Annotated in this window: 20 protein-coding genes; 2 read left to right on the top strand and 18 right to left on the bottom strand. The window is 51.0% G+C overall.

The window, feature by feature from the left end:
* Positions 1-128 precede the first annotated feature (128 nt).
* Both ACSFXJ_RS10565 and ACSFXJ_RS10560 read left to right on the top strand, forming a co-directional pair.
* Entirely contained in the window at positions 129-1,142 is a 1,014-nt protein-coding gene (locus ACSFXJ_RS10565; protein WP_435925102.1) for a DUF1385 domain-containing protein, read from the top strand.
* 6 nt (positions 1,143-1,148) lie between these two features.
* A complete protein-coding gene (locus ACSFXJ_RS10560; protein WP_435925101.1) occupies positions 1,149-1,472 on the top strand; it encodes a hypothetical protein in 324 nt (107 codons plus the stop codon).
* Positions 1,473-1,474: 2 nt separating this feature from the next.
* On the opposite strand, the gene ACSFXJ_RS10555 is transcribed toward ACSFXJ_RS10560, so the two are convergent.
* The 18 genes from ACSFXJ_RS10555 to pflA all read right to left on the bottom strand — a co-directional run bounded on the left by ACSFXJ_RS10555 (position 1,475) and on the right by pflA (position 23,579).
* Positions 1,475-2,434 carry a patatin-like phospholipase family protein gene (locus ACSFXJ_RS10555; RefSeq protein ID WP_435925100.1) on the bottom strand — a complete coding sequence of 320 codons (960 nt, stop codon included), beginning with the start codon at positions 2,432-2,434 and terminating at the stop codon, positions 1,475-1,477.
* A 64-nt stretch (positions 2,435-2,498) separates the two neighbouring features.
* The gene (locus tag ACSFXJ_RS10550) at positions 2,499-4,124 is read right to left on the bottom strand and encodes a family 10 glycosylhydrolase (protein WP_435925099.1); all 1,626 of its coding nucleotides are present in this window, start codon (positions 4,122-4,124) and stop codon (positions 2,499-2,501) included.
* A 118-nt stretch (positions 4,125-4,242) separates the two neighbouring features.
* Positions 4,243-4,668: a transcriptional regulator MntR gene (mntR, locus tag ACSFXJ_RS10545; protein ID WP_435925098.1), complete on the bottom strand. Its 426-nt coding sequence runs from the start codon at positions 4,666-4,668 to the stop codon at positions 4,243-4,245.
* A 112-nt stretch (positions 4,669-4,780) separates the two neighbouring features.
* Positions 4,781-5,494 (bottom strand): cytochrome c biogenesis CcdA family protein, encoded by a 714-nt coding sequence (locus ACSFXJ_RS10540; protein WP_435925097.1) that lies wholly within the window; start codon positions 5,492-5,494, stop codon positions 4,781-4,783.
* A gap of 28 nt (positions 5,495-5,522) precedes the next feature.
* On the bottom strand, positions 5,523-6,326 hold the full coding sequence (locus tag ACSFXJ_RS10535; RefSeq protein WP_435925096.1) for a metal ABC transporter permease: 804 nt from the start codon (positions 6,324-6,326) through the stop codon (positions 5,523-5,525).
* 57 nt (positions 6,327-6,383) lie between these two features.
* Complete coding sequence (locus ACSFXJ_RS10530) at positions 6,384-7,166, bottom strand: metal ABC transporter ATP-binding protein (protein WP_435925095.1); 783 nt, start codon at positions 7,164-7,166, stop codon at positions 6,384-6,386.
* Positions 7,167-7,202: 36 nt separating this feature from the next.
* Positions 7,203-8,273: a metal ABC transporter solute-binding protein, Zn/Mn family gene (locus ACSFXJ_RS10525; RefSeq protein ID WP_435925094.1), complete on the bottom strand. Its 1,071-nt coding sequence runs from the start codon at positions 8,271-8,273 to the stop codon at positions 7,203-7,205.
* 431 nt (positions 8,274-8,704) lie between these two features.
* Positions 8,705-10,684: a methionine--tRNA ligase gene (metG, locus tag ACSFXJ_RS10520; RefSeq protein ID WP_435925093.1), complete on the bottom strand. Its 1,980-nt coding sequence runs from the start codon at positions 10,682-10,684 to the stop codon at positions 8,705-8,707.
* 345 nt (positions 10,685-11,029) lie between these two features.
* Positions 11,030-11,266, bottom strand: a complete 237-nt coding sequence (gene yidD / locus ACSFXJ_RS10515; RefSeq protein ID WP_435925092.1) for a membrane protein insertion efficiency factor YidD — start codon at positions 11,264-11,266, stop codon at positions 11,030-11,032.
* Positions 11,263-11,724 (bottom strand): Fur family transcriptional regulator, encoded by a 462-nt coding sequence (locus ACSFXJ_RS10510; protein WP_435925091.1) that lies wholly within the window; start codon positions 11,722-11,724, stop codon positions 11,263-11,265. Before ACSFXJ_RS10510 ends, yidD begins: the two co-directional genes overlap by 4 nt.
* A 153-nt stretch (positions 11,725-11,877) precedes the next feature.
* Entirely contained in the window at positions 11,878-14,160 is a 2,283-nt protein-coding gene (locus tag ACSFXJ_RS10505) for a copper amine oxidase N-terminal domain-containing protein (RefSeq protein ID WP_435925090.1), read from the bottom strand.
* Between the two features lie 136 nt (positions 14,161-14,296).
* Positions 14,297-15,937: a beta-N-acetylhexosaminidase gene (nagZ, locus tag ACSFXJ_RS10500; RefSeq protein ID WP_435925089.1), complete on the bottom strand. Its 1,641-nt coding sequence runs from the start codon at positions 15,935-15,937 to the stop codon at positions 14,297-14,299.
* 19 nt (positions 15,938-15,956) lie between these two features.
* Complete coding sequence (locus ACSFXJ_RS10495) at positions 15,957-17,567, bottom strand: response regulator transcription factor (RefSeq protein WP_435925088.1); 1,611 nt, start codon at positions 17,565-17,567, stop codon at positions 15,957-15,959.
* Positions 17,564-19,408, bottom strand: coding sequence for a cache domain-containing sensor histidine kinase (locus ACSFXJ_RS10490; RefSeq protein WP_435925087.1), 1,845 nt, complete (start codon positions 19,406-19,408; stop codon positions 17,564-17,566). Before ACSFXJ_RS10490 ends, ACSFXJ_RS10495 begins: the two co-directional genes overlap by 4 nt.
* Before the next feature lie 48 nt (positions 19,409-19,456).
* Complete coding sequence (locus tag ACSFXJ_RS10485; protein WP_435925086.1) at positions 19,457-20,284, bottom strand: carbohydrate ABC transporter permease; 828 nt, start codon at positions 20,282-20,284, stop codon at positions 19,457-19,459.
* Positions 20,284-21,168: a carbohydrate ABC transporter permease gene (locus ACSFXJ_RS10480; protein ID WP_435925085.1), complete on the bottom strand. Its 885-nt coding sequence runs from the start codon at positions 21,166-21,168 to the stop codon at positions 20,284-20,286. Before ACSFXJ_RS10480 ends, ACSFXJ_RS10485 begins: the two co-directional genes overlap by 1 nt.
* Before the next feature lie 82 nt (positions 21,169-21,250).
* On the bottom strand, positions 21,251-22,627 hold the full coding sequence (locus tag ACSFXJ_RS10475; RefSeq protein ID WP_435925084.1) for an ABC transporter substrate-binding protein: 1,377 nt from the start codon (positions 22,625-22,627) through the stop codon (positions 21,251-21,253).
* A gap of 208 nt (positions 22,628-22,835) precedes the next feature.
* The gene (gene pflA, locus ACSFXJ_RS10470) at positions 22,836-23,579 is read right to left on the bottom strand and encodes a pyruvate formate-lyase-activating protein (RefSeq protein WP_435925083.1); all 744 of its coding nucleotides are present in this window, start codon (positions 23,577-23,579) and stop codon (positions 22,836-22,838) included.
* Positions 23,580-23,603 lie beyond the last annotated feature (24 nt).

Below are 23,603 nucleotides of genomic sequence, written 5' to 3'. Positions count from 1 at the left end.
ATACGGATAGTATGCGCAAATCAAAAAAGACTAATCAAACTAGAATTTAAACCCGAAGTTCGATACAATGGAAATGTTCTAATCATTATTATGAAATGAATATTACATTTTCTAGGAAGGTGAAGTCGTTGCCTGAGCAATCCACACCAACAATATATGGCGGCCAAGCCGTAATGGAAGGCGTCATGTTCGGCGGCAAACATGTCAATGTCACCGCTGTACGCCGCAAAAATGGAGAAATCACCTTTTTGGAAGTTCCCAAACAGGATAAAACCTGGGTGAAGAAGCTTAGAAAAGTACCGTTTCTTCGAGGTATTGTCAGTATCGTTGACTCCAGTGCCAAAGGCTCGAAGCATTTAAACTATTCGGCGGAGGCGCTGGCCGATGACGAGACGGATCCGGAAGAGCGCGCCAAACAGAAAGAGAAGGAAAAAGCCAAGGAAGAATCGGGCCTCTCACTCTCCATGATTTTGGGCGTCGCCGTCGTGGGGGTTTTATCCTTTATTGTCGGGAAGCTGATTTTCACGCTTGTCCCGGCCGTGCTCGAACAATTTTTGTTCCAGCATGCATTTACCAATCAGACGCTGCACAGTCTTATTGAAGGCGTCATTAAAATCTTTCTTCTGCTCTGCTACCTTTGGCTGATGTCCCAGACGCCGATCATCAAACGGCTGTTCCAATACCACGGTGCCGAGCATAAAGTGATCAGTGCGTACGAAGCGGGCGAAGAATTGACGCCGGCCAATGTGCAGAAGTACAGCCGCCTTCATTATCGTTGCGGAAGCAGCTTTATTATTTTGACGGTTATCGTCGGAATCGTCATTTATTCCTTGCCGATTTTCAGTTGGGACACTCTGTGGGAACGGGTATACATCCGTGTACTCCTTCTGCCGATCGTCATCGGCGTATCTTTTGAATTGCTCCGTTTTACGAACTCGGTAAGGGACATTCCTGTACTTCGATACCTCGGTTATCCGGGGCTGTGGCTTCAATTGCTGACCACAAAAGAACCGAGCGACGATCAGGTCGAAGTATCGATCGCGTCGTTTAACAGAATGCGCCAACTCGATGAGAGCCTGGAGCAATCCTCTACCTTGGAAAATGCAGTCGGCCGTTCTTCACTGGATCCCGTGAAAGGATGATCATTTATGAAAAAACAGGCCATTCTGTTCTGGATTTTAATCGCGCTTGCCGTTTTCAGCATTGTGGATGGACTGTTTAACGGCGGAACATTTCGGATCGGTGGTCTTATCATACCGTTGATTGTCGTGGGAATCGTATTCCTGCTTTACAAGTTCCCGCCGCGAAAATTCGCAAAACAAAAGCCGAAGGTCAAACCTTCGGCCCGGACGATGGCCAAGGTAGCCGCCGAGCGCCGGCCTCCGTCCGGCAAAAAACGCAAGTCCTATCCTTTTCAAGTCATCGACGGCAACAAAGGAAAAAATGAGGACGACTTGCCGAAATACCATTAAATTTATGCCTGCTGATACTTTATGAACTGTTCTTCGTAATACTGTACATTCCAGTCTCCGAAGAAACGGTTGCCGGCTCTTAATCCGGATTCATAAAGCAGCAGGCTTTCTTCTTTTTCGATATCGAATTGAGTCGTACCGATTCCGAGCGTCGGTATTTTAATCGTGCGGTATCGGTTCGATTGTTCGATATACCGTTCATCATGCGCGGACAGCATCGTTTCCACCAAAGCCTGAAGCATGGAAAAAGGCCCGCGAATAACATGAGGCTTGCCGCTATTTTTCCCTACCATTTGAAACCCGACGGTAGGAACCTTGTTTTCTTTCCTCCCCTGCTGATCGCGGTCGAACAGCCAGAGCGGGAAATTGCTAAGCACTCCCCCGTCCACGATATGAAGAAATTGTTCGCTGAATTTTTTTCCTTTGGCGTGTTTTGCAGGCAATCTGAGTAGTACCGGATCAAAAAAGTACGGAATGCTGCAGCTCATCCGCACGGCTCTGGCCACTTCAAAGTTTTCCGGGCGCAGGCCGATTTTCGGCAGATCGTCCGGAAGCACCATGATTTTTCCGCCGGTGATATCCGAGGCGATGATTCTCAGCTTACCTGCCTCAAGATCGCCGAACGTTTTGACTCCTTTGCATCGCAAAATGCCGCGAATCCATTCCTCCAGCGCTTCACCGGAATATAATCCCTTCTTCAATAATACCCTTATGGCAGGCCCGATGATCGCCGTATTAAAGATGGGTGCCCTGCGTAAAAAGGTGGAAAAAGAAGTATCCATAATCATTTCCTTCATTTCCTCGGCATTATAACCGGCTGCGATCAGGGACGCGACGATGGACCCCGACGAGGTTCCGGCCACCTGGTGAAATCGGGCTCCGTGACATTCCGCTGCTTTTACGGCGCCCGCCAGGGAGATGCCTTTAACTCCTCCACCTTCAAAAACACCGTTGATGAGCAACAAAAAACCCCCTTCCATACACAAGTCTATTGCTTATGTATGAGGAAGGGGGCCTGCCCTATTCTTAATAATCGCTGTAATAGTTTTGAAGAAGCGGAATGAGGCCGAGCGGGTTTTCTCTTAAATCTTTCGCACTGAAAAAGATGCTGCCCGAAATTTCCGGGATGCCCCGGTTATAATCAAGTTGTCTTATAATTTCATCCGCGCTGTTCCATCCGGCCTCCGGCGTTCCCAGTTTATAAGGCGCATGTCCGATATAAAGCTTGACGTTCGTCCCCTTCACCTGAGCCGCCCACCAATCGGCAAGAATATCGTAGCGGACTTCTTTTCTCGTCATACTCCAGTAGATTTGCGGTACCACATAATCGATCCATCCGTTTTTGATCCAGGTACGGACATCGGCATAAGTGCTGTCGTATGCCGTTATGCTCGCTTTGGTATCCGAACCGGACACATCGCTCGCCTTGTTTCGCCAAACCCCAAAAGGGCTGATTCCGTATGCGATGTCAGGCTTGATTTGATGGATGCTCGTTCCGAGCTCGCGCACGAATTGATTGATATTATCCCTTCGCCAATCTCCCTTATTGCCGATCCGGCTATCGTTATAACTTTTGTAGGTGCTGTCGTCGCTAAATTTCGCCGAGGCCGTTTCGCCGGTAGGATAAAAATAATCATCCAGATGCACGCCGTCGATATCGTAGCCCTGCACGACTTCCAGGATCGCATCAATGATGTGCTGACGGGCTTCCGGAATGCCCGGATTAATGTACAGCTTCCCATCGAATTTTACGATCCAGTCGGGATGCAAGTTGGCGACATGATTTGCAGGAAGCTTGGAAGCATCGCTTCCCGTGCTGGCGCGGAACGGGTTGAACCACGCGTGAAACTCCATGCCGCGGCGGTGGGTTTCCTCGATCAGAAACTGCAGCGGATCATAACCGGGATCCTTCCCAGCCGTACCGGTCAAGTAAGAGCTCCAAGGTACGAGCGCCGAATTGTATATCGCATCTGCCGACGGACGAACTTGAACGAACACCGCGTTAATCCCCATTCCCTGCAATTCGTCGAGAAGTTTGACGTATTCTTGTTTCTGAGCGTCGGCCTTCCCGTAAGAAGCTTTGCTCGGCCAGTCCAGATTGGATACCGTGGACACCCAGGCTCCTCGCATCTCATGGCTTGCGGATGGATTCTCCGGCAAGGTCGGCTCAGGCGTTTCGATCGGCGTTTCAGCGGAACCCGCCGACGAAATCAGGGAAATCGTTCTGAGCTTTTGATCCCAGTTCACGACGAGTCCAAGCTGTTCGCTTACAAAACGAATCGGCACCATCGTTCGGCCGCTTTTGTTTTCGACGGACACGTCCAACGGTACGGAGCTGCCGTTCACGGAGGCCGTTTTTTGACCGATACCGAGAATTAGCGTATTGCCGTCTTTCTGAATCGTGGCCGTTCTTGCCGTGGCAGACCACTCCACAACCGCTCCCAGCCCCTCGCTGATAACTCGAAGCGGAACCATCGTAACGTTCTCTTTCGCCTTAATATAAGGAGACGTATCGCTAGCTAGCAGCGTTCCGTCCAGATAAAGCCGGATATCTTGAGACGAGGCGGCCTGGACATTCTGATCCGTAAATGTTACCGGCCACGCCAGCATGACGATCAGAAGAGGAATTAACATCGTGCGCAATAATTTCATCGAATACCTCCAAAAATGTTATCTACTATTTGAAACGCGCCCGGCTTTCCAAGAGTTGCGGTGAAATTAAATTTTCCCAAAGAAAAAGCATCTGTCCGGTTTCAGACAGATGCCTGTTCTACGATTCGCCCAGCAGCTCCATACGGATTTCCCGCAAATCCTGCGCCCGGGATTCTTCGCGTTTGAAATACTCCACCAATGCGGCGATGCAGGTGATCGAATCCCAGCTCAGATGGTGTTCGATCCCTTCGACATCCTTATAGATGTTATCCTGATCGACACCGATCATCTTCAAAAATTCCTCAAGCAGCTCATGACGATCCACAAGCCGTTTGCCGATCTTTTTCCCCTTGTTCGTCAGAACGAGCCCCCGATATTTCTCATAGATCAAATATTCATCTTTATCGAGCTTTTGAATCATCTTGGTAACGGACGAAGGATGAACCTCCAGCCCTTCCGCAATGTCGGAAACCCGGGCATATCCTTTTTCGTCGATCAGCTTGTAGATACGCTCCAAATAATCCTCCATACTGGGCGTTGGCATCTGGTATAACCTCTTTTCCATGAGTTGACAAAGGACTTGCCGCAGCAAATCCCATTACTTGTTTAATGATACATGTTAAGCTTGTCAATTGGCAAGTCCGAGGAAACCAGGATCAGAACTTCAACCATTCCGGCGTGAGCTGTTGCAGCCAAATGGTGATTTGGGCCATACGGTTGGTGAACAGCAGCACGCCCATCAGAAGCATCAACGCTCCGCCGATTTTCATCAGTACGGAAGAGTACCGGAGGATCCATCGGGTAGACCCGATGAAGAATGCCAGTACAAAGAAAGGTAAGGCAAAACCGATCGAATAGGCGGTGATCAAGCTAAACCACGTCCCGGGTTCGCTGACCGCCAACGCGATGATCGCGGCCAGAATCGGTCCGACGCAAGGAGACCAGCCAGCGGAAAATCCGACTCCGAAAATGAACGATCCTATGTACCCGCCCGGTTTGAATTTCAAGTCCAGCTTCCGCTCACGCATTAAAAATTGCGGCTGAAAGATACCGAGCAAAAAAAGGCCCATCAAGATGATCAGAATGGCCGACAACTGGCGGATCAAATTCCGGTTATCGTTAAAAAACTCGCCGAACAAGCCGGCTCCGAAACCAAGCGTATAGAAAACGGCCGAAAAACCAAGGATAAATGCCAGCGTATGGGTCATCGTACGAAACCGGACTTCCCGTTTGTTTTGCTCTGTTTTTAGCGTTTGCACCGACATGCCGGTGATATAAGACAGATAGGACGGGTATAATGGCAGGCAGCAAGGAGAAATGAAAGAGGCGATGCCGGCCCCGAACGCAACCCAAAGATTAATGTCAGCCATATCTACCTCCACATTTTTAATCTATCGTTCAGGCGGAAAATCCTTTTTTTCCGATTAATGATAGTACAAGCATGGCAATCAGCAGAAGAACGATCGTCGCACCGGGTGCCAGATTCCAGATCCCCGCAATCATCAAGCCCACGACAACGGCGATTTCCGCGATGACGACCGAGAAAACGACGGACATTTTAAAGCTCCGTGCAATGATTAAGCTGCATGCGGCCGGAATCGTCAACAGCGCGGAGACCAGCAAAGCGCCGACGATTTTGATCGCGGTGCTGATCACAAGCGCGGTCATGACCGTAATCAGCATATTCAGCAGCTTGACCGGTATTCCACTGACCGAAGCGGCGTCTTCCTCAAACGTAAGCAGGAACATTTCCTTGAAAAAAACGGAAACGACAATCACGACGATCACGGTAACCGCTCCTACGACATACAGATCCATCGTGTCGAGCGTGTATATGCTGCCGAACAAGTAACTAACCACATCGTTATTGTAACCCATCCCCAACGTAAAGAACAGTGAGGCCAGCGCCACCCCGCCGGCCATAATCACGGCAATGGAAAGCTCGGCATAGCTTTTGTAGGCTTTACGCAGCTTTTCGATGCCGAACGAGGCCGCAACGGCAAACACCAGGCCGACGCCGATAGGGTAAACTTCAATCAGAAATCCCAGCGCTACACCGGCAATCGTCACATGTGCCAGGGTATCCCCGATCATGGAAAGACGCCGGAGAACAAGAAAAATGCCGATCAGAGGAGCCGTCAACCCGATGAGAAGCCCTCCTGTCAGCGCTCTTTGAAAAAAATCAGCAGTTAAAATCTCCAAATGTCACATCTCCTAATATCTCTTTAAGTGCGTGCGTAAAAAAATCCGGCTTCTCTTTTAAATGTTGACGTTGTGCGCTTCCTCCACGATCGAATGCTGTAAGCCCGGTATCGCGCAGTCCTGTTCGTGAGAGTGGCGCACGTAAAACTTGATTCCTCCCGAGCGGTCGCGAGGTTCCTTGCCCAGGTAGCCTTCGATCATTTCAATGTCGTGGGATACCATAAGAAAGGTCATATGGTGGTGGGCATGCATATGAAAAATAAGTTCAAAAAAATCAGCTTGGGTTTGCGCATCGATGCCGACCGTCGGCTCGTCCAGAATCAGCAGGTCCGGCTGGTTAATCAAGGCCCGGGCGAGAAACACCCGCTGCTGCTGGCCTCCCGAAAGCTGGCCGATCCGTTTGCCCGCAATATCGCCAATACGCATCACTTCAAGCGCTTCCTCGCATTTTTCATGGTCTTCTTTCCCGATTCGCTTAAACAGCTTTTTGTTGCTGTACAGGCCTGACATGACCACTTCCCGAACCGTTGCGGGAAACAGCGGATTAAATGCGTTTTTTTGCGGGACGTAGCCGATCCGGTCCCAGTCGCGGAACTTGCGGATCGGCTCTCCGAACATTCGGATTTCGCCTGCGGACGGTCGGAGCAAACCGACCATCATCTTCAGCAGCGTCGTTTTACCGGCTCCGTTGGAGCCGATGATTCCGACGAAATCCCTTTCCTTTACAACCAAACTTAAATCTTGGATGACCTGCTGGTCCTTATATGAAAACGATACACGATCAAGCTCGATAATATGCTCATGACAGTAAGCCGCATCCGCGGCAAGTACGGATTTCATTTTTATCTTCCTTTTCGGTAGTATGCAGTTCTCTCTTTATTGTAGGGCGAGAATCAGATTTTGCAAATTTTTTTCCATCAGCGAAAAATAATTGTCCCCCGCCTTTTGCTGCTCCTTCGTCAACCCTTCCACCGGATTCAGCACAAGGGTTTCCACCCCTGCTTCCCCCGCCAGCGTTTTGGCCAATTTGTCGGAAACAAGCTCTTCGAAGAAAATATACTTGATCCCTTCTTCTTTAACCAATTTGCTAAGAGCGACCAGATCCTGGGCTCTCGGTTCGGCGTCAGGCGAAAGGCCCATAATCGCATGCTGCGTCAATCCGTAGTCTCTGCATAAATAACCGAATGCTTGGTGCGAGACGACGATTTCCTTTTTGGACGTGTTGGACAATGCCTCGGTAAATTTGGCGTCGAGCTCGTCAAGCTTTTTGGCTAGATCCGCGTAACGCGCTTCATAATCATTCTTATGCTCGGGATCGACTTTGATATATGCGTCCTTAATATTTGAAGCCATCGTTTTTGCGGATTTCGGGCTGACCCAGGTGTGCGGGTCGATATGATGGGACGGAACCGACTCCGTTGCCGTATCGGCATGTTCGTCGGTTGCATGTTCATCCGCATGTTCTTCTCCCTCATGAGCGTGTTCTTCTCCCTCATGCGCATGGTCCTCTGATTCGCTTGCCCCGTGATTGTGCCCGTCATCGCCCTCAGCGTTAATCAGCTGAATGCCTTGACTGACCTCCATCGTCAAAACCTTGGCGTCACTGCCCATTCCCTTCAGGAAATTTGGCACCCAGCCTTCCAGGCCGGCCCCATTGTACAGGAATAGCTGCGCCTTTGACGTACTCAGAATATCCTGGCTCCGCGGTGTCCAATCATGCGGTTCCACCCCGACCGGAAGCAGATTGATCACATTCGCCTGTTCCCCGCCGATCGCGGTGGCGAATTCGTAAATAGGATAAAAACTGGTCACCACATTGACTTTGCCTTCTACGATTTGCCCGCCGGAGTCCGCTCCCTTTCCGCATCCGGCCAGACCGATGAGCATGAGCAGCAGGGCTGCCGCCGTAATGAATACCTTACTTCCTCTGTTTATGTAAAATTTCATTTCTCCCTCTCCCTTAATCGTAATAATTACAAATATGATTATAGGGTGACTATAATTCGAATGTCAACATCTATTTATTATTGGTAGATCAGAGATAAAAAAAACGCCTTCCGGCTTTAAGCGGTAACACGAATGATGAATAACAGTGCGGTACGGTGCCATGTGTATATGAATATCCGCCCCAATGGCCTTCCAATGACGTTCAAAATCATACAGAAAAGGACCGCAATCCCGCTAGAGGTGGACATGTGTACGATTTTTCATACAGAATTGTTCGAAATCCGAAAAAACGCGCAATTGTGTTCGATTTTTCATACAGAATTGTCCGGAATTCGCCTAAAAGCGGAATTGTGTACGATTTTTCATACAGAATTGCCCGGACTAAAAGCAAAAGCCAAGGGCAGAACCCTTGGCTTTCTTCCTAAACAAAATTATTTTACGATCGCGCCGTTCGGCATCGAATCCGGCACAGTTGCCAGCGTGAGCTGGTCTCCTTGCGATGCTGCGAGAATCATACCTTGGGACAGCTCGCCGCGCAGCTTCACCGGTTTCAGGTTCGTCACGCAAATGACTTTGCGGCCGACGAGCTCTTCCGGTTTGTAAAACTTGGCAATGCCCGATACGACCTGACGCTGCTCGTAACCAAGGTCCAATTGGAGCTTGAGCAGCTTGTCGGCTTTAGGTACCGGCTCGCATGCCAGAACCTCGGCGACGCGCAGCTCCACCTTGGCGAAATCGTCGATGCCGATTTCCTCCTTCGGCTCCGGCTTCACGGATTCCGAAGCGGCACTTCCTGCCGGCTGAGGCTCCGCCGCCCCTGCCGACGCGCCGCCCGACATCGAGTTCGAGATGAACTCGACCTCAAGCTCCGCATCAAGCCGCGGGAAGATCGGCTCGCCCTTGCCTACCTTTGTCCCCGCGGGAACGAGGCCGAACGACTTGGCGCTTTCCCAGCTCGTCAGCTCGCCCGGCGTCAAACCGAGCTGCGCCCAGATTTTGGCCGGCGCCTGAGTCAGGAACGGCTGCAGCAAGATTGCAGCAATCCGCAGCGATTCCGCCAAATGAGCCATGACGGAAGCGAGCTGATCTTTATTCGCTTCATCTTTTGCAAGCACCCAAGGCTGGGTCTCGTCGATATATTTGTTCGTCCGGCCGATAAACGCGCCGATCGCGGAAAGCGCGACGGAAAACTCCAGGTTTTCCATTACTTCCTCGACCTTGTTCACCGTTTCCCGGGCCAAGTTCGACAAATCCGCATCATATGGCGTTACGTTCGGACGATAAGCAGGAACTTCGCCGTCAAAATACTTGCCGATCATCGCAACGGTGCGGTTAAGCAAATTGCCAAGATCGTTCGCCAGGTCCGAATTCACCCGCTGCACGAAGCTTTCAGGAGTAAACGAGCCGTCCGACCCGAACGGAACCTCGCGAAGCAAATAATAGCGGGTCGCATCGAGACCGTACCGGTCGATCAGCACGTTCGGGTCCATCACATTCCCTTTCGACTTCGACATTTTGCCGCCTTTCATCAGGAGCCATCCATGCCCAAACACCTTTTTCGGAAGCGGTAAATCCAGCGCCATCAACATAATCGGCCAGTAAATCGTATGGAACCGGACAATCTCTTTTCCCACGAGGTGCACGTCGGCCGGCCAATACCGGTTAAACAACTCATCGTGTTCCGTTCCGTATCCGAGCGCCGTAATATAATTCGTCAGAGCATCGATCCAAACATAAACGACATGCTTCGGATCTCCCTTTACCTTGATCCCCCAGTCGAACGTCGTCCGGGAGACGGCCAGGTCCTCCAACCCGGGCTTGATGAAATTGTTGATCATTTCATTTTTGCGCGACTCCGGCTGGATAAATTCCGGATTCTCTTCATAGTATTTCAGGAGGCGGTCCACATAGTTGCTCATACGGAAAAAGTAGCTTTCCTCCTTGACCAGTTCCACCGGGCGACCGCAGTCCGGACAATTGCCGTCGACAAGCTGGCGCTCCGTGAAGAACGATTCGCAAGGCGTACAATACCAGCCTTCGTACTCGCCTTTATAAATGTCGCCCTTTTGCACAAGCCGGTCAAAAATATCCTCAACGACTTTTTTATGACGGGTTTCGGTCGTCCGGATAAAATCGTCATACGAAATGTCGAGCTTTTTCCAGAGGTCTTTGATCCCCACGACGATGTCATCCACGAATTGCTGCGGCGTTTTGCCGGCTTCGCTCGCCTTGCGTTCGATCTTCTGGCCATGCTCATCCGTACCTGTTAAGTAGCGGACGTCATATCCGCGCAGACGCTTGTAACGGGCGATCGCATCTCCCGCCACCGTGGTATAAGCATGCCCGATATGCAACTTGTCGCTTGGGTAATAAATCGGGGTTGTGATATAAAACGTCTTCTTTTCCGACATATTCAAGGTCATCTCCTTCAAAAGATAAATGAAAATAAAAAACCCCCGTCCCAATCATGGGACGAGAGTATACTCACGTGTTACCACCCAAATTCCCCGCCGCTTTGCAGACGGCAGGCTCAGCCGGTCATCTCTGACCTTCCGATAACGCCGGAATTCGCGCCACTCCCTTACCGTTCGTCAAACAAGCCGGCTCGAAAGCAGATTCTCCAGGACCATTTTCCAGGGAGGTTCCAGACCGGTTTTCAGCTTCCCCGGCTCTCTGCTACTGGTTCAATCCCCTGTACTTATCCGTTCATCGAAATATCGTTATGCCTTTATATTATGAAAAACTTCTCCCTCATGTCAAGGCGCATCCTTCTTCGGGGGAACCGGATCGATCCCGCCGGGATGAAACGGATGGCATTTCGCGATCCGCTTTGCCGCGAGCCACGCCCCCTTTATCGGCCCATGGACCTCAATCGCTTCAAGCGCATAAGCCGAACAGGTGGGATAAAACCGGCATGTCGGCGGCTTAAGAGGCGAAATGACTTTCCGGTAAAAATGGATCGGTACTTTCGCGATTTTGCGGGGAAGGCTCATTTCGAGGCGCTCCCGCCTTGAACCGCCGCTTTTTCCGCCCCATCCCGTTGACATTCCTTACAATAGCCAAACACCTCGAATTTATGCTTCACGACCTTAAAATCCTCAGGCGCATCGGTCAACGGCATCGGACAAAAATGAATCGGATATGTTTTCTGGCATTGCAGACAAATCATATGATGGTGATGATGGCCTTCGCTGCTGCAGCCGGCCCGGAATTTAAGGCCGTCCTCGAACACGACCTGTTCGATCGCTCCGAGCTCCTCCATAACCCGCAAGTTCCGATAAACGGTATCAAAACTCAAACCGCTGTACTGCTTGCACATATACTCGTATACGTCTTTCGGCGTCAAATACCCGTCTCTTTCGGCGAACAGCTTGGCCAGGCTTCTGCGCTGGTCCGTAATCCGTAGGCCTTGAGCCGACATGACACCGAGGATTTCCTCTGTTGACAGCATGCGACATTCCTCCCGTTCAACCTTCATGCGTCACTACTAATAATGCCGCAAATCCCAATCTCCGTCAAATGCGCGAATCGCGGGAATGAAAAAGCGGCAAACCTCCGCCGATGACGAAGATTTGCCGCAGGGTCTTATTCTAAATTCCGTAGGTTAAGGCTGCTTCTTTTCCGGCATTTGCTGGAACAGCAGGTTGACGGACAAGTTACTGCCCGGTGCAGCCGTGAACAGCATCTCTACCGTTTGCTCGCGGTCTCCAGTGCGGTACAGCACACTGTTTTCGTTCGGCGCGCTCAAGCCTCCGCTCGTCGTGAGCTGAACGATATTGCCGTTGACCATGATCGATCCGGTATAATAACCGCCTCGAGGGTTGAACGTGATCAGCGTGTTCGGGGCAACCCGATACAGTTTAATGCGGTAAACGACGCCGAAGTTACCTGCGTTCAGCGCGTATTCCCCGTTTTTCGGGCCATCCCAGCCTACCAGGAACGGATCGCTGGAGTTGTCACCCAGGAGGAGACGCATCGGCGTGTTGCCGATCAGTTCGGAGTATTCGATATTCCGTGTCGCGTCAGGGTACGTGCCGCGGTTGTGAACATCGCGCTCAAGCGTGCTCAGGTACGGAAGGGATACGAACGGATCTTTGTTGGCGTCAAGCATAATTACGTTATATTGCAGCGAGTGGTCGCTGTACACATCCGCAAGAAGGGAAATGACTTCTCCCGGCTTCATGACGGTCGCATTCAACTCGGTCAAAACGATTTTGCTTTCTCCCGGAGCGATCCATACATCCTTATATTTGTTTCCGGTTTGCATCGATTCGTAGTAGCGCTGAACGGAGGCTTTACCTACGCCTGTCGCATATTGGTTAGGGCCGGCAAATCCCAAATTGACTTGGGTCAACCGGGCGCTTTCCCCGCTGTTGTTCGTGGCAATAACGTACATCTTTACATTTTTGCCGGTTTGGTTCACATGGTGAATCATGAACCGCGTATCTCCGATCGCGGTTTCGCGATATACGACACCGTCGGAATATACCGTTTCAGGACTGTTGCTTCGGATCAATGTTGTCGGTTCGGACGTAATGGAATAGTTTGCTCTCGCCCAGCTCGGAACCTGGGTGCCGTCAAAAACGAATTTTTCCCCGACCGGCGTGAACAATTTATTGAAATCGTCTCTCGTATACAACGTTTCGTTGGTGATGTTAATGGTCTTCTCGATCGTCGAGGTCAGACCGAATCTGTTAACCACCGTCAGCTTAATCGTCACGGGTCCCGGAGCAAAGAAAGCGAACTCCTTGTTCTCCCAAATGCGGTCCGTAATTTCAACTTCGTCCGTACTCAGATCGTTATAGGTAATCAATTCGCCCATTTTATAAGTATCTTTATCCGTCGTAAAGTTGGCTACCGGCGGCGTATGCGGCTTAACGACATTGACCGTCAAAGAGAACGGATCGCTCCATTGGCCGCTGGAATCCTGTACACGGTAAGTAACGACGTATTGACCGGGCACCATAAACATGTCCTCGCGTCCGGTCCACTCTTCATTTACGATCTGAAGACCGCTTGGCGAAGAGGAATTGGTCAAATACTGCACCTGCGTTTCGCCGGCAATGACTTCGGCGTTGCCGATCGAGAACGAAGCCTGCGGCTTGGTCGAGATGCTGATAATAACTTGCTTGGTCTTTTGTTCCCACGTATACGGCATATTCAATGCTTTGGTTACCGCGGTCAACGGAATCATAAAATTGTTCTTGACGATATAAGACGTTCCGCTCATTTTCGTCGTAACGCCGTTGACTTTGTAGCTCGAGGTATTCATTTTAAAACGGAGCTCATCGGTTCCGCGCTGGATAATCGTTTCCTTCGTTTTATTGTCGAATGAAATTTGTAAGCCTGCGCTTTCTACAATCGCGCGAACCGGGACGTAAGATACCCCTTTCTTGACTTCCATCGGGTGACCGGCAATATATTCAGTACCGTTTTTATATATTTTCTTGCTGTTCATCGTCAGGACGAGCTTGCCTTCTCCTCCGTTCGTCGAGCTTCCATCGACTGCCGGAATTTGCTGCTGCGGAGTTGTCGTGCTGTTCGTGTTGTTATTGTTGTTCGTAGTAGTGCTGCCGGATCCGTTATTTTCCGTCGTTCCGTTCGTTCCCGTTCCATTTGCTCCCGTTCCATTCGCTCCCGTTCCGTCCTGACCGGATCCGGAAGTGTCCGTTCCATTCGTGTTCCCCGTTGTATCCGTTCCTTGGATCACCTGTTCTCCGGCTTGTCCGGGATTTGCCGCCTGATTTACGGAATCGTTCGGATTCACGGTTTCCGTCTGTTCCGTAGCGGGCACCGTCGGCACGGCTGCGTCCGCGCTTGCGGGCAGCACCGCCGCAACTTGCGATGCCGCTATCATTGTCGTAATTAGCAATCGTTTGAAATTCATGACTGACTCCTTCTCTACTCCCATTTGTAACTCTCTCGTGTCACATATCTAATTTAACGCATTTTAACTAAAAAAGTTGCTAATAAAAAATGAAAAAAGCAGATCCCTGTCCAAACAGGGATACTGCCTGATATCGCTATTGGGAAACGTGTCGAAAACCTGCCGGATAGTCGCTGTTCAGGCTCACCGGAAGCGCGCCCTCGCATCGGAGTCTTCCGGTTAATGCTTTGGCCAGCGCATCAAGGGAACCCGGGCGATTTTCGTAGAGGCACAAATATGTTCCGACATCCGGGAATGCGTTTAGATCATAAGGATTTCGAGAGGAGACGACAATCAACTCGGACCTGCGATTTCGTTTAATCGAATTGATCAGCTTGCTCTGACCCTCGGGGATTTCGCTCTCCGCCGTATAGGTGACGGCGACGATTTGCCTGAAATCCGCGCTTTGCTTGAGCACTTCTTCGATTTCCGCATCCGACGGGCGGGTCCCGATCACGGAAAGAACGACGCGGTCCGCATAAGGCCTCAGCGCATCCGCCAGTGTGTACCGATGCACCGACGGTTCATCGACCTCTGTACGGTGACGCAGTTCTGGCCATATAACCAGTATGGGATCGGAGGTATTAAGCGGCAGGCTCCCGTCATGCTTAACCAGGGTCACGCTCCGTTCCGAGGCCTCCGCCAGCAATGGACCGCCCGTTTCCGGCGGCGTCAACGGCATAGGTACTGCATGGGATCCTTCACCGCGTCCTGCAGCAAGCCCCCCGATCCGTTTGGCTTTCAAGGCAAGCACGCGTTCTACGGATCGGTCGATCCTTTCTTCAAGGATCCGGCCGCTAGCGACCGCTTCGTATACCGCCTCAATCGCCGCAATCTGATCGGACAACGTATGGCTGACGAGCACGAGATCCGCCCCGGCCTCGATGGCTCTCACCGCGCCTTCGGCGATGCCGCAAGATTTGGCGATGGCATGCATTTCCAGGCAATCCGTCACGATGACTCCGTCAAATCCCATCTCCGACCGCAGAAGATCCGTGAGTACCTTTCGCGATAAGGTTGCGGGAATTTCCTCCGGTTCAAACGCCGGAAAAATGACGTGCGCCGTCATGATCGCATCGACTCCTGCATCGATCGCTTTTCGAAATGGGGTGAGCTCGATTCCGTTCAAACGCTCCCTGTCATGCGGAACGACCGCCAATCCCAGGTGGGAATCCACCGCCGTATCGCCGTGGCCGGGAAAGTGCTTCGCTGTCGCAATAACGCCGTTCTGCTGGTAACCACGGATAGCCGCGACCCCATGAACGGCTACCAATTCGGGATCCTCGCCGAAAGAGCGGACGCCGATGACCGGGTTTCCCGGATTGTTGTTCACGTCAACGCAAGGCGCAAAATTAAAATTGATGCCGAGTGCGGTCATCTCTTGTGCCGCAAGTCCGGCCACTTCTTCCGTAAGATGCGGATCATTGGCGGCACCGAGCGTCATATTGCCCGGAATGCGGCTCATCCCTTCATGATCAAGACGCGCGACCATTCCGCCTTCTTGATCGATCGAGATAAACAGCGGGATATCGGGCTTGCTTCGCGGAAGCGCCTGCACATCGGCGGACAGCGCAGCCAGTTGTTGCACCGATTCCACGTTCCGCCGAAAATACACCGTGCCTCCGACATGATAATCTTTCACCAACGTGCGGATTTGTTCATCGACTTGCGCGCTTTGAAACCCGCATATAAACAACTGGCCGATCTTTTCCTTCAAACTCAGTTTGGCTAAATCCATCAATCGTCACCTTTTCCCTTCAGGATGCGGATGAATCCCTCTGCCTGTATTCCGAAGGCGTCATCCCGGTATACTTTTGGAACACTTTCGTAAAATAACGCCGCTCCTGGTAACCGACGATCGACCCGATCCGGGTTACCGATTTCTCCGTGCCGCTCAGCAGGAATTTCGCCATTTCAATCCGCTGCTTGGTCAAATACTCCACAAAGGTTTCACCGAAATGATTTTTGAACAACAAACAAAAGTAACTGCAGCTGATCCCCAAATACTCGGCGATGTCCTCGATGCCGAAGTCGTTTCCAAGATGGTGCTGGATGTAGCTTTGCGCCGACATCATCAGCGTTTCCGACGATTTTTTTGCCGCCAGCGACTCGCGGCAAAGGTCAAGCAGCGAAACGACCAAGGTCATTAATTCTTTTACGCTGAGCGGACCTTGCAAATTAATCCAGACCGCTTCTTCCTGTTCGACGGTCAGCATTTGCAGCTCCCGCATCTCCCGAAGCAGATGGATCAGCATGTAGTTCAGCAGCTTTTCCGCCCTGCCGGCCTGGTTTTCCGTCAAATGGCCCACGTAATATTTCAGTTCCGAAGCGACCTGCGCCAGGCTCTCGTGACTTCCGGTACGAAGCCCGGTTGCGATTCGCTCGATAAACAGCCATGGCGAGCCTTTATTTTCCTTGTGCAATCCGGTTCCGGAGTCTCCCGCGCTGATCGCCCCGATGTCCGGAAGCCATTCTTCGGCCGGGCTTAAAATCAGAGCCTGCTGCATCCGCTTATATATGTTCGCAATCTCGGAAAGCTCGAAAGAACGCTGCTCCAGACACATCCGGATCATCATATCTTTCTTGTCCGTTATAATGCTTTGCAGCTGCTTGCATCCGGGTTCCAGGAGTTCACGCGTCATTTCCTCGCGCAAGGGCGAGTGGAAGATGAGGCACCATTCCCCCTCTCTTACCTGCAAAACCGTACCCTGCCCCGCAATGGGGTAAAAAACTTCTTTAATTGCGTTTTTGATATGCAAATTCCAGGCTTTCCGTTCATGTACGCTCCAGGACATGGATTTGAACGCATAGCCTTCCAAATCCAACAGGAGCAGGCCGTGCACTTTCCGTCCTTCGGCCTCTTCTTCTCCATCCCACAGAACGCTCTCTTCTTCCGTATCCTGGCCCAATAGCAAATGAAGCAGGTATTTCTCGCTCGCCAGCGTGGCGACGCGGTTCAACCGTTGCTCCTTGCCCTGTTTGTCCCGCTTCTCCCGAATGTGGACGGCAAGCTTCCGGACGACCTCTTCCAGCTCAAAATAGTTGATCGGTTTGCAAATATAATCCCTGACCCCGTATCTGATCCCCGTCCTGGCGTACTCGAATTCCTGGTACCCCGTAAGCAGCAGAATTTCGCTGGTCAATCCTTGTTCGCGCACTTTCTGAATGAACGTCATTCCATCCATCACCGGCATTCGAATATCGCAAAGGATCAGGTCCGGCTCGTGCTGCGTCGCCGTTTCCAGCGCCTCTACGCCATTTTTGGCAAGACCGACAATTTCGAAGTCCATGGCTTCCCAAGGTAGCACCCTGGCAAGATTGTTTAAAATATGAATCTCGTCATCAACCAATAAAGCCTTCAGTTTCATCGTTTGTCACCCAATTCATATTTTGGAATTACGCACTGGATCACCGTTCCCTCTCCAGGACGTGAACAAATGAACATTCCGTACTTGCTGCCGTATTTAAACCTGATGCGGTCATAAACGCTTCGCAGCCCGAGTCCCCTGCGTTCATGATTCGGATAAAGACCGGCGCCGGATCTTCCCGAATCCGAGCCCGAATCCGCTTCCATATCCGGTTCCGCATACTGTATCTTGGTCAACTGCTCGTTCGTCATGCCGATGCCGTTATCTTCGACCCTCAGCAATATGCGGTCCTCCTCGAGGACCCCGGTCACTTTGATCAACCCTCTATAGTCTATGCCTTCGAATCCGTGCTGAATGCTGTTTTCGACGAGCGGCTGGAGCGTCAGCTTCAGCAGCATGCAGCTCATCATCTCCTCAGGGATATCCAACTCGTAATCAAACAGCTCTTCAAAGCGGAATTTTTGGATTTCCAAATAGCTTCGCAAATGTTCGATTTCCAGGCCGAGTTGAATTTCCTCCTTGTCCTGGATGCTGATTCTAAGGATGCTGGCCAAACGAAGGACCATTTCGCTCACTTTCCGCCCTTCATTTTGAACGGCAAGCACATTGATCGACTCTAGCGTGTTAAACAGAAAATGCGGCTTGATTTGCGCTTGAAGGACGCGCAGTTCCGCGTTCGCCTTTTGCAGCTGCTCCCTTTTGACCTGATGGAACAATTCGTTGATCTTGTCCACCTGGTTGTTGAAGCCCTGCTGCAGCAAAAGCAGCTCATCATCGCCCTTCTCATCGACGCGAACATTGAAATCGCCGTCTTCGACTTTTCGCATAAACCGTACGATCACGCCGATCGTCCCCGTAATCCGGTTCATGAACAGCAGGTTGAAAAGCATGGCCGTTAGGACGCAAACCAATATAATCGCGACAAACCATTTGGCGAAAGTCACCAGTTCCTGGGACAGATAACTCCAGGAGGTCACCGACACCAGCTTCCATGGATACTCTTTTAAATTGTAAATGGATATGACACTTTCTTCTCCGTTAAACTTTCCTTTGAAGCTCATCGAATCTTTCGTCAAGGTCAGCTTGTTCTGAATGCCTTGATCCAGCGTTTGACCCGTCAATTCCGACTCATAGTCGTACAGCACCTGTCCTTTGTCGTTCACCAGAAAAAAACGGGTATCCCGCATTTTGCTGCCCATCGTCATGCTTTGGAATATTTTTTCGAACTCCCAATTTTTGATCTGTACGACGAGCACGCCTACCCGTTTGAAGCTCGTTAAATCTTTGACCAGGCGGATCTGGGTGAACACATTGTCTGATCCCGTAAGCTCCGGATACTCATGCGGCGCAATCCACTTCGGAACCCCGTTGAGTTCCATGACCTCCTGATACAACGGATGCTCTTTGAACTGTTCGTAGGGAAGCGTCTCGAAATCTTCCTTATTAAAAATCGTGATCACTTTGGAGTCCTTGGAATCATGGACATTGTACAAAAATGCGTAATCGATCGCCGGGTGGTTATACAAAAGCGAACGAAAATTCCGTTGGTTGGCATTGAGCTCCAACTGGTTGGCCGCCGTCAAATCCTGCGAATCCGGATCCTTCGACACCAGGGCTTCCTGGAACACGCCTTTGGCGATCCCGTTGTCGGTCACCGTGTCCATTTCGTGAAAAACATTTTTGATGCTATAGGCAATGGCCTTCAGCGAATATTCGGCCTGCTCGCTATACTTGGTCTCGATGGAACGGAACGTCACAAAAAACGTGATGATGCCCAGAATAAACAGCGGAATAATGACGAGCCCCAAAAACGCCGTAAACAGTTTGATTCGCAGATTCATCGGTAGTCCGGCTCCCTAAAATGGATTCGCGGGCAAGATTCGCCCCTGTTATCCTTTGACACTGCCTGCCGTAACTCCTTCTATGATCTTTTCCTGCAAAATCGCGTAAATGATCATGACCGGAAGCACGCTGAACACAATCCCTGCCGACATTTGGGCATAGTTGGTATTGTAAGCGTCGCGGAATCCGACCATCCCAACGGGAAGCGTCCGCAAATTTTCGTCCGACAGAAAATAGTTGGCCAGCAAAAATTCATTCCAGTTGCCCAGGAAATTGATGATGAACACGGTCACGATCGCCGGTACGGTCAGCGGGATGATCACTCTGGCGAACATGCCGGCGGAGCCGAGTCCGTCGATGACCGCGGCTTCTTCAATTTCCCCGGGGAGGGACCGCATAAAGGCCGCAAGGATAATGACGGAAAAAGGGATCGCGTTGGCCACGTAAGGCAGGATCAATGCCATATGCGTATCCAGAATATCCAGTTTGCGCATTATGCCGTAAATCGGCAGGAGCAGCGAGTTGTTCGGAATCAGCATCCCCAAGAGCACCACCTGGAAGACGACCGCGCTGATCTTCGAGAACCGCATCCGGGTCACCGCAAAGGCCATCATGGCGGCAAACAGGATCGACAGTACAGCCGACAGTACCCCGATATATAAGCTGTTGAAGAAATACGTGCTTATTTTGGCGTTGACCCAAGCGTTGACGTAGTTGTCAAACGTGATGGATTGCGGCAAGCCGAACGGGTTGCTGGCGATGTCCTGATTGTTGATTTTTACGGAAGAAAACAGAACGAACAGAAACGGATATAAAATGATGAGCAAATATCCCATCAGAAAGACGTGAGGTATCGATTTTTTCAGGGCTCTCATCAGTATTCAATCCTTTCTGTCCGTTTAACGACCAAGACCTGGTAAATGACCGTAATGATAATCGTAAAGACGAATATCAAGACCGCGATCGAATTGCCGAAACCGTGCTTGAAGCTCGTAATGGCATATCGAATCATGTATGTCGCCATCACGTCCGTGGAACCGGCCGGTCCGCCCTTCGTCATGACGAGCACGATGTCGGCCGCTTTCATCGCTCCAGCGATCGAAAGCATGATGACGACGGAAATGATCGGCATCACCAGCGGAATCGTGATCTTGAATGCGCGCTGGAAACCCGTGGCGCCGTCGATCGCCGCCGCTTCCTCCAACTCCTTCGGGATGGCGAGTATGGCGGCAAGCACCATCACGATGTAAAAACCGGTCCACTGCCAAGCGTTCGTAATCAAAATGGACAGCATCGCCCAGTTTTTATCGGACAGCCAGTAGACCGGGGAAATCCCGAATACCCCGAGAAGTTGATTGGCGAGGCCGAAATCCGGATTATAGATGAACCCCCACAATATTCCGATGACCGCGGTGGACATAATGGATGGCATGAAAACCGCGGTTTTGTACAGTCCTTTCAGGCGTTTCACGTTGGCGATCAACAGCGAGAAAATCACGATTAAAGGAACTTGAATCAAACACGAAAACAAAATGAAGTACACATTGTTCTTCACGGATCTCCAGAACGCTTCGTCCTTGAATGCCGTGGCGTAGTTGTCAAAGCCGATGTAAGTCACGTTTTTGGATATGCCGTTCCAGCTCGTGAAGCTGTTGTTTATCGCTGTGAAAACCGGGTATATGAAAAAGGCGAGGAACAAGATCAATGCCGGCAGCACGAAAAGGATATAAATCAGCGGGTTTCTAAGCGCTTTGTTCATGGCAACCTCCTATGATGTGAGAAAGGCGCCACCCCATATACTTTCTTCGAGGCGGGTGGCGCCCTTCGTGAATGCTTGCTAATTATTCCGCCATCGAGTTGGCCCCGTCTTGAGCGGCCTGCACGTTATCCAGCATTTTCGCCGGATCGATTTCCCCGCCGATAATTTGTTGGATGCCCATACTGAGCGCCGTATTCACTTCCGCCTGAACAAGGGCGTCAAATGCCGGGAAAGAAGTTCCGATTTCACTCACGGCCTTAAAAATATCCTGCATGAGCGGATCGTCGGACGTCGTCTTCATCTGTTCCAGATCCATCTTCATCGCCGGCAGTACGCCGTCTTCCTTCAACCCGCGGAGCTGCATTTCATCGGTCCACATGTTTTTGATAAATTCTTTAACGGCTTGCAGCTTGCGAGGATCCTCGGCAACCGCGGCGGAAAATCCGTAGCCGTTGTTCGCGTCCTGCATCACGACCACCTGATCGCCTTCATTTACCGGAGGCATATTGAAAAATCCGATTTTTCCGACCATATCCCCGGCTTGCTCCGGGTCGCGGAATACCGAGTTCGCCCATGATCCGTCCATCATCATGATGGCTTCCCCCGTAATGATCTGATTTCTCATGTCCGCGTATTCAAAACCGAGCTCGCCTTTTTTGTAATAGCCTTTGTCCACCCATTCCTTATGCTTGGCGATCGCTTTCACTACGTTTTCGTCGGTCCACTTCGTATCTCCCGTTTTGAACCCGTACGTAATTTCCGGTCCCGCATAGTACGACCAAAGGTTGTTCGTCGTCATTAACGGTATCCAGGCGTCCTTTGAGGCTTGAGCAAACGGAATTTTGCCGTCGGCCTTGATCGTTTCGGCGATTTGTTCCAGGTCGGCAAGCGTTTTAGGAACTTGCAGTCCTTTTTGTTCAAAATATTCTTTATTGTAGAAAAAGCCTTCAATGGAACCGCCGATCGGCAGTCCGTACACTTTGTCATCTACCGTAAACGGAGCGAGGGTGCTGAATTTGTCCTTGAGGCCGAGCTCCTCCAAAATCGGGGTAATATCGAGCATGAGTCCCTCTTTGGCGTAAAGGGCGGCGTCCGGGCTTCCGAACACGTCGAAGATTTCCGGCGGCTTGCCCGCAGCCATTTCGCCTCTCAGCTTCTCTTTACGATTCACTTCGGAATCGACGCCGTCCAGCTTAATCGTTAATCCGGGAACGGCTGCTTCGGTTTTCTTGACGACATCGTTCAAAAGCGCCAAGCGAAATTTTTTGGATTCCCCTACTTGGGTATGACGTATCGTGATTTCAAAAGGTTCGTCGTTAGTAGCCGCCCCACCGCCGTTGTTCGTCGTCTGCTGTCCTTCGTTTGCAGGGGCATTATTGTTGCCCGACTTTCCGCAACCTGCCAGCATGGCGGAAGCCACGAAGATCAGCGTCATCAGCAGCATCATGCTTTTCTTCATCTTTCTATGACCCTCCTCAAGTTCGGTTTGTGTTACATCTTTATTATAGAAAGCGCCACCACTGCTGATAAGGAGGACATTTTTCTATTAAGGGGATAATATCATCTTATTGTCAAAAAGAAAGCGGTTAAACCTGACATATCATGCCCGGTTTAACCGCTTGATTCGTTTGTTGCTTATTTTCTTGTTAAGATTATTAACATCTGATTTAACGAACTGCTGCCGCAGCTTCCTGTCTTCCTGCTTCGATCAGCCGATTCGCACGCTCTATCTCGGCCTCCGTCGGAGAAGGTACGCCTTCGAGCGGGTAGTCCCAACCTAGCTCTTGCCATTTGTAGATTCCCATTTGATGGTAAGGGAGAATTTCGAACTTCTCCACGCCCTGCAATCCCCCGATAAACCGTCCGAGATCCAGTAAATCCTGCTCGTCATCGTGAATGCCGGGAACAAATACGTGCCGGATCCACATGTTGCGTTCGTGGTCGGATAGCCAGTGCGCCATCTTCAGCATACGCTCATTCGGCTTGCCCGTCAGTTTAATGTGCTTCTCGTTATCGATATGCTTCAAATCCAGGAGGACAAGGTCCGTAACATCCAGGAGATCCCGGATTTTGTCCCCTTCGTTGTAGCCGTTCGTATCCAACGTCGTATGCAGGTTCCATCTCTTCTTGGCTTCGCGGAACAGCTCGGTTACGAAAGGCGCTTGCAGCGTCGCTTCCCCGCCCGACACCGTCAACCCGCCGCCCGAGGAACGGTAGTAGTTCAGGTAAGGCTCGATTTCGGCGAGCACCTCTTCCACCGTCATCTCCTTCCCGTCCGTCAGGCTCCAGGTGTCCGGGTTATGGCAATATTGGCATTTCAGCAGGCAGCCCTGCATAAAGAGTACGAAACGTATACCCGGGCCATCAACCGTTCCGAAAGTTTCCAATGAATGTATGCGACCTTTAAGCATCTTCCGTCACTCCTTTAGTATGGC

The sequence above is a fragment of the Paenibacillus salivarius genome, assembly GCF_051307165.1.
Classification (GTDB): Bacteria; Bacillota; Bacilli; order Paenibacillales; family Paenibacillaceae; genus Fontibacillus.
Note: the sequence above shows the minus strand (reverse complement) of the source record. Positions and strands in the feature narration are given on the sequence as shown.

Excerpts from the sequence above, each read along its gene's own strand:
- nagZ (WP_435925089.1), bottom strand. The coding sequence starts at position 15,937 with ATGGATTTAGCCAAACTGAGTTTGAAGGAAAAGATCGGCCAGTTGTTT.
- ACSFXJ_RS10490 (WP_435925087.1), bottom strand. The coding sequence starts at position 19,408 with ATGAATCTGCGAATCAAACTGTTTACGGCGTTTTTGGGGCTCGTCATT.
- ACSFXJ_RS10480 (WP_435925085.1), bottom strand. The coding sequence starts at position 21,168 with ATGAACAAAGCGCTTAGAAACCCGCTGATTTATATCCTTTTCGTGCTG.
- ACSFXJ_RS10510 (WP_435925091.1), bottom strand. The coding sequence starts at position 11,724 with ATGCTGTCAACAGAGGAAATCCTCGGTGTCATGTCGGCTCAAGGCCTA.
- metG (WP_435925093.1), bottom strand. The coding sequence starts at position 10,684 with ATGTCGGAAAAGAAGACGTTTTATATCACAACCCCGATTTATTACCCA.
- mntR (WP_435925098.1), bottom strand. The coding sequence starts at position 4,668 with ATGCCAACGCCCAGTATGGAGGATTATTTGGAGCGTATCTACAAGCTG.
- ACSFXJ_RS10525 (WP_435925094.1), bottom strand. The coding sequence starts at position 8,273 with ATGAAATTTTACATAAACAGAGGAAGTAAGGTATTCATTACGGCGGCA.
- yidD (WP_435925092.1), bottom strand. The coding sequence starts at position 11,266 with ATGAGCCTTCCCCGCAAAATCGCGAAAGTACCGATCCATTTTTACCGG.
- ACSFXJ_RS10495 (WP_435925088.1), bottom strand. The coding sequence starts at position 17,567 with ATGAAACTGAAGGCTTTATTGGTTGATGACGAGATTCATATTTTAAAC.
- ACSFXJ_RS10485 (WP_435925086.1), bottom strand. The coding sequence starts at position 20,284 with ATGAGAGCCCTGAAAAAATCGATACCTCACGTCTTTCTGATGGGATAT.
- ACSFXJ_RS10505 (WP_435925090.1), bottom strand. The coding sequence starts at position 14,160 with ATGAATTTCAAACGATTGCTAATTACGACAATGATAGCGGCATCGCAA.
- ACSFXJ_RS10560 (WP_435925101.1), top strand. The coding sequence starts at position 1,149 with ATGAAAAAACAGGCCATTCTGTTCTGGATTTTAATCGCGCTTGCCGTT.
- ACSFXJ_RS10550 (WP_435925099.1), bottom strand. The coding sequence starts at position 4,124 with ATGAAATTATTGCGCACGATGTTAATTCCTCTTCTGATCGTCATGCTG.
- ACSFXJ_RS10475 (WP_435925084.1), bottom strand. The coding sequence starts at position 22,627 with ATGAAGAAAAGCATGATGCTGCTGATGACGCTGATCTTCGTGGCTTCC.
- ACSFXJ_RS10540 (WP_435925097.1), bottom strand. The coding sequence starts at position 5,494 with ATGGCTGACATTAATCTTTGGGTTGCGTTCGGGGCCGGCATCGCCTCT.
- pflA (WP_435925083.1), bottom strand. The coding sequence starts at position 23,579 with ATGCTTAAAGGTCGCATACATTCATTGGAAACTTTCGGAACGGTTGAT.
- ACSFXJ_RS10530 (WP_435925095.1), bottom strand. The coding sequence starts at position 7,166 with ATGAAATCCGTACTTGCCGCGGATGCGGCTTACTGTCATGAGCATATT.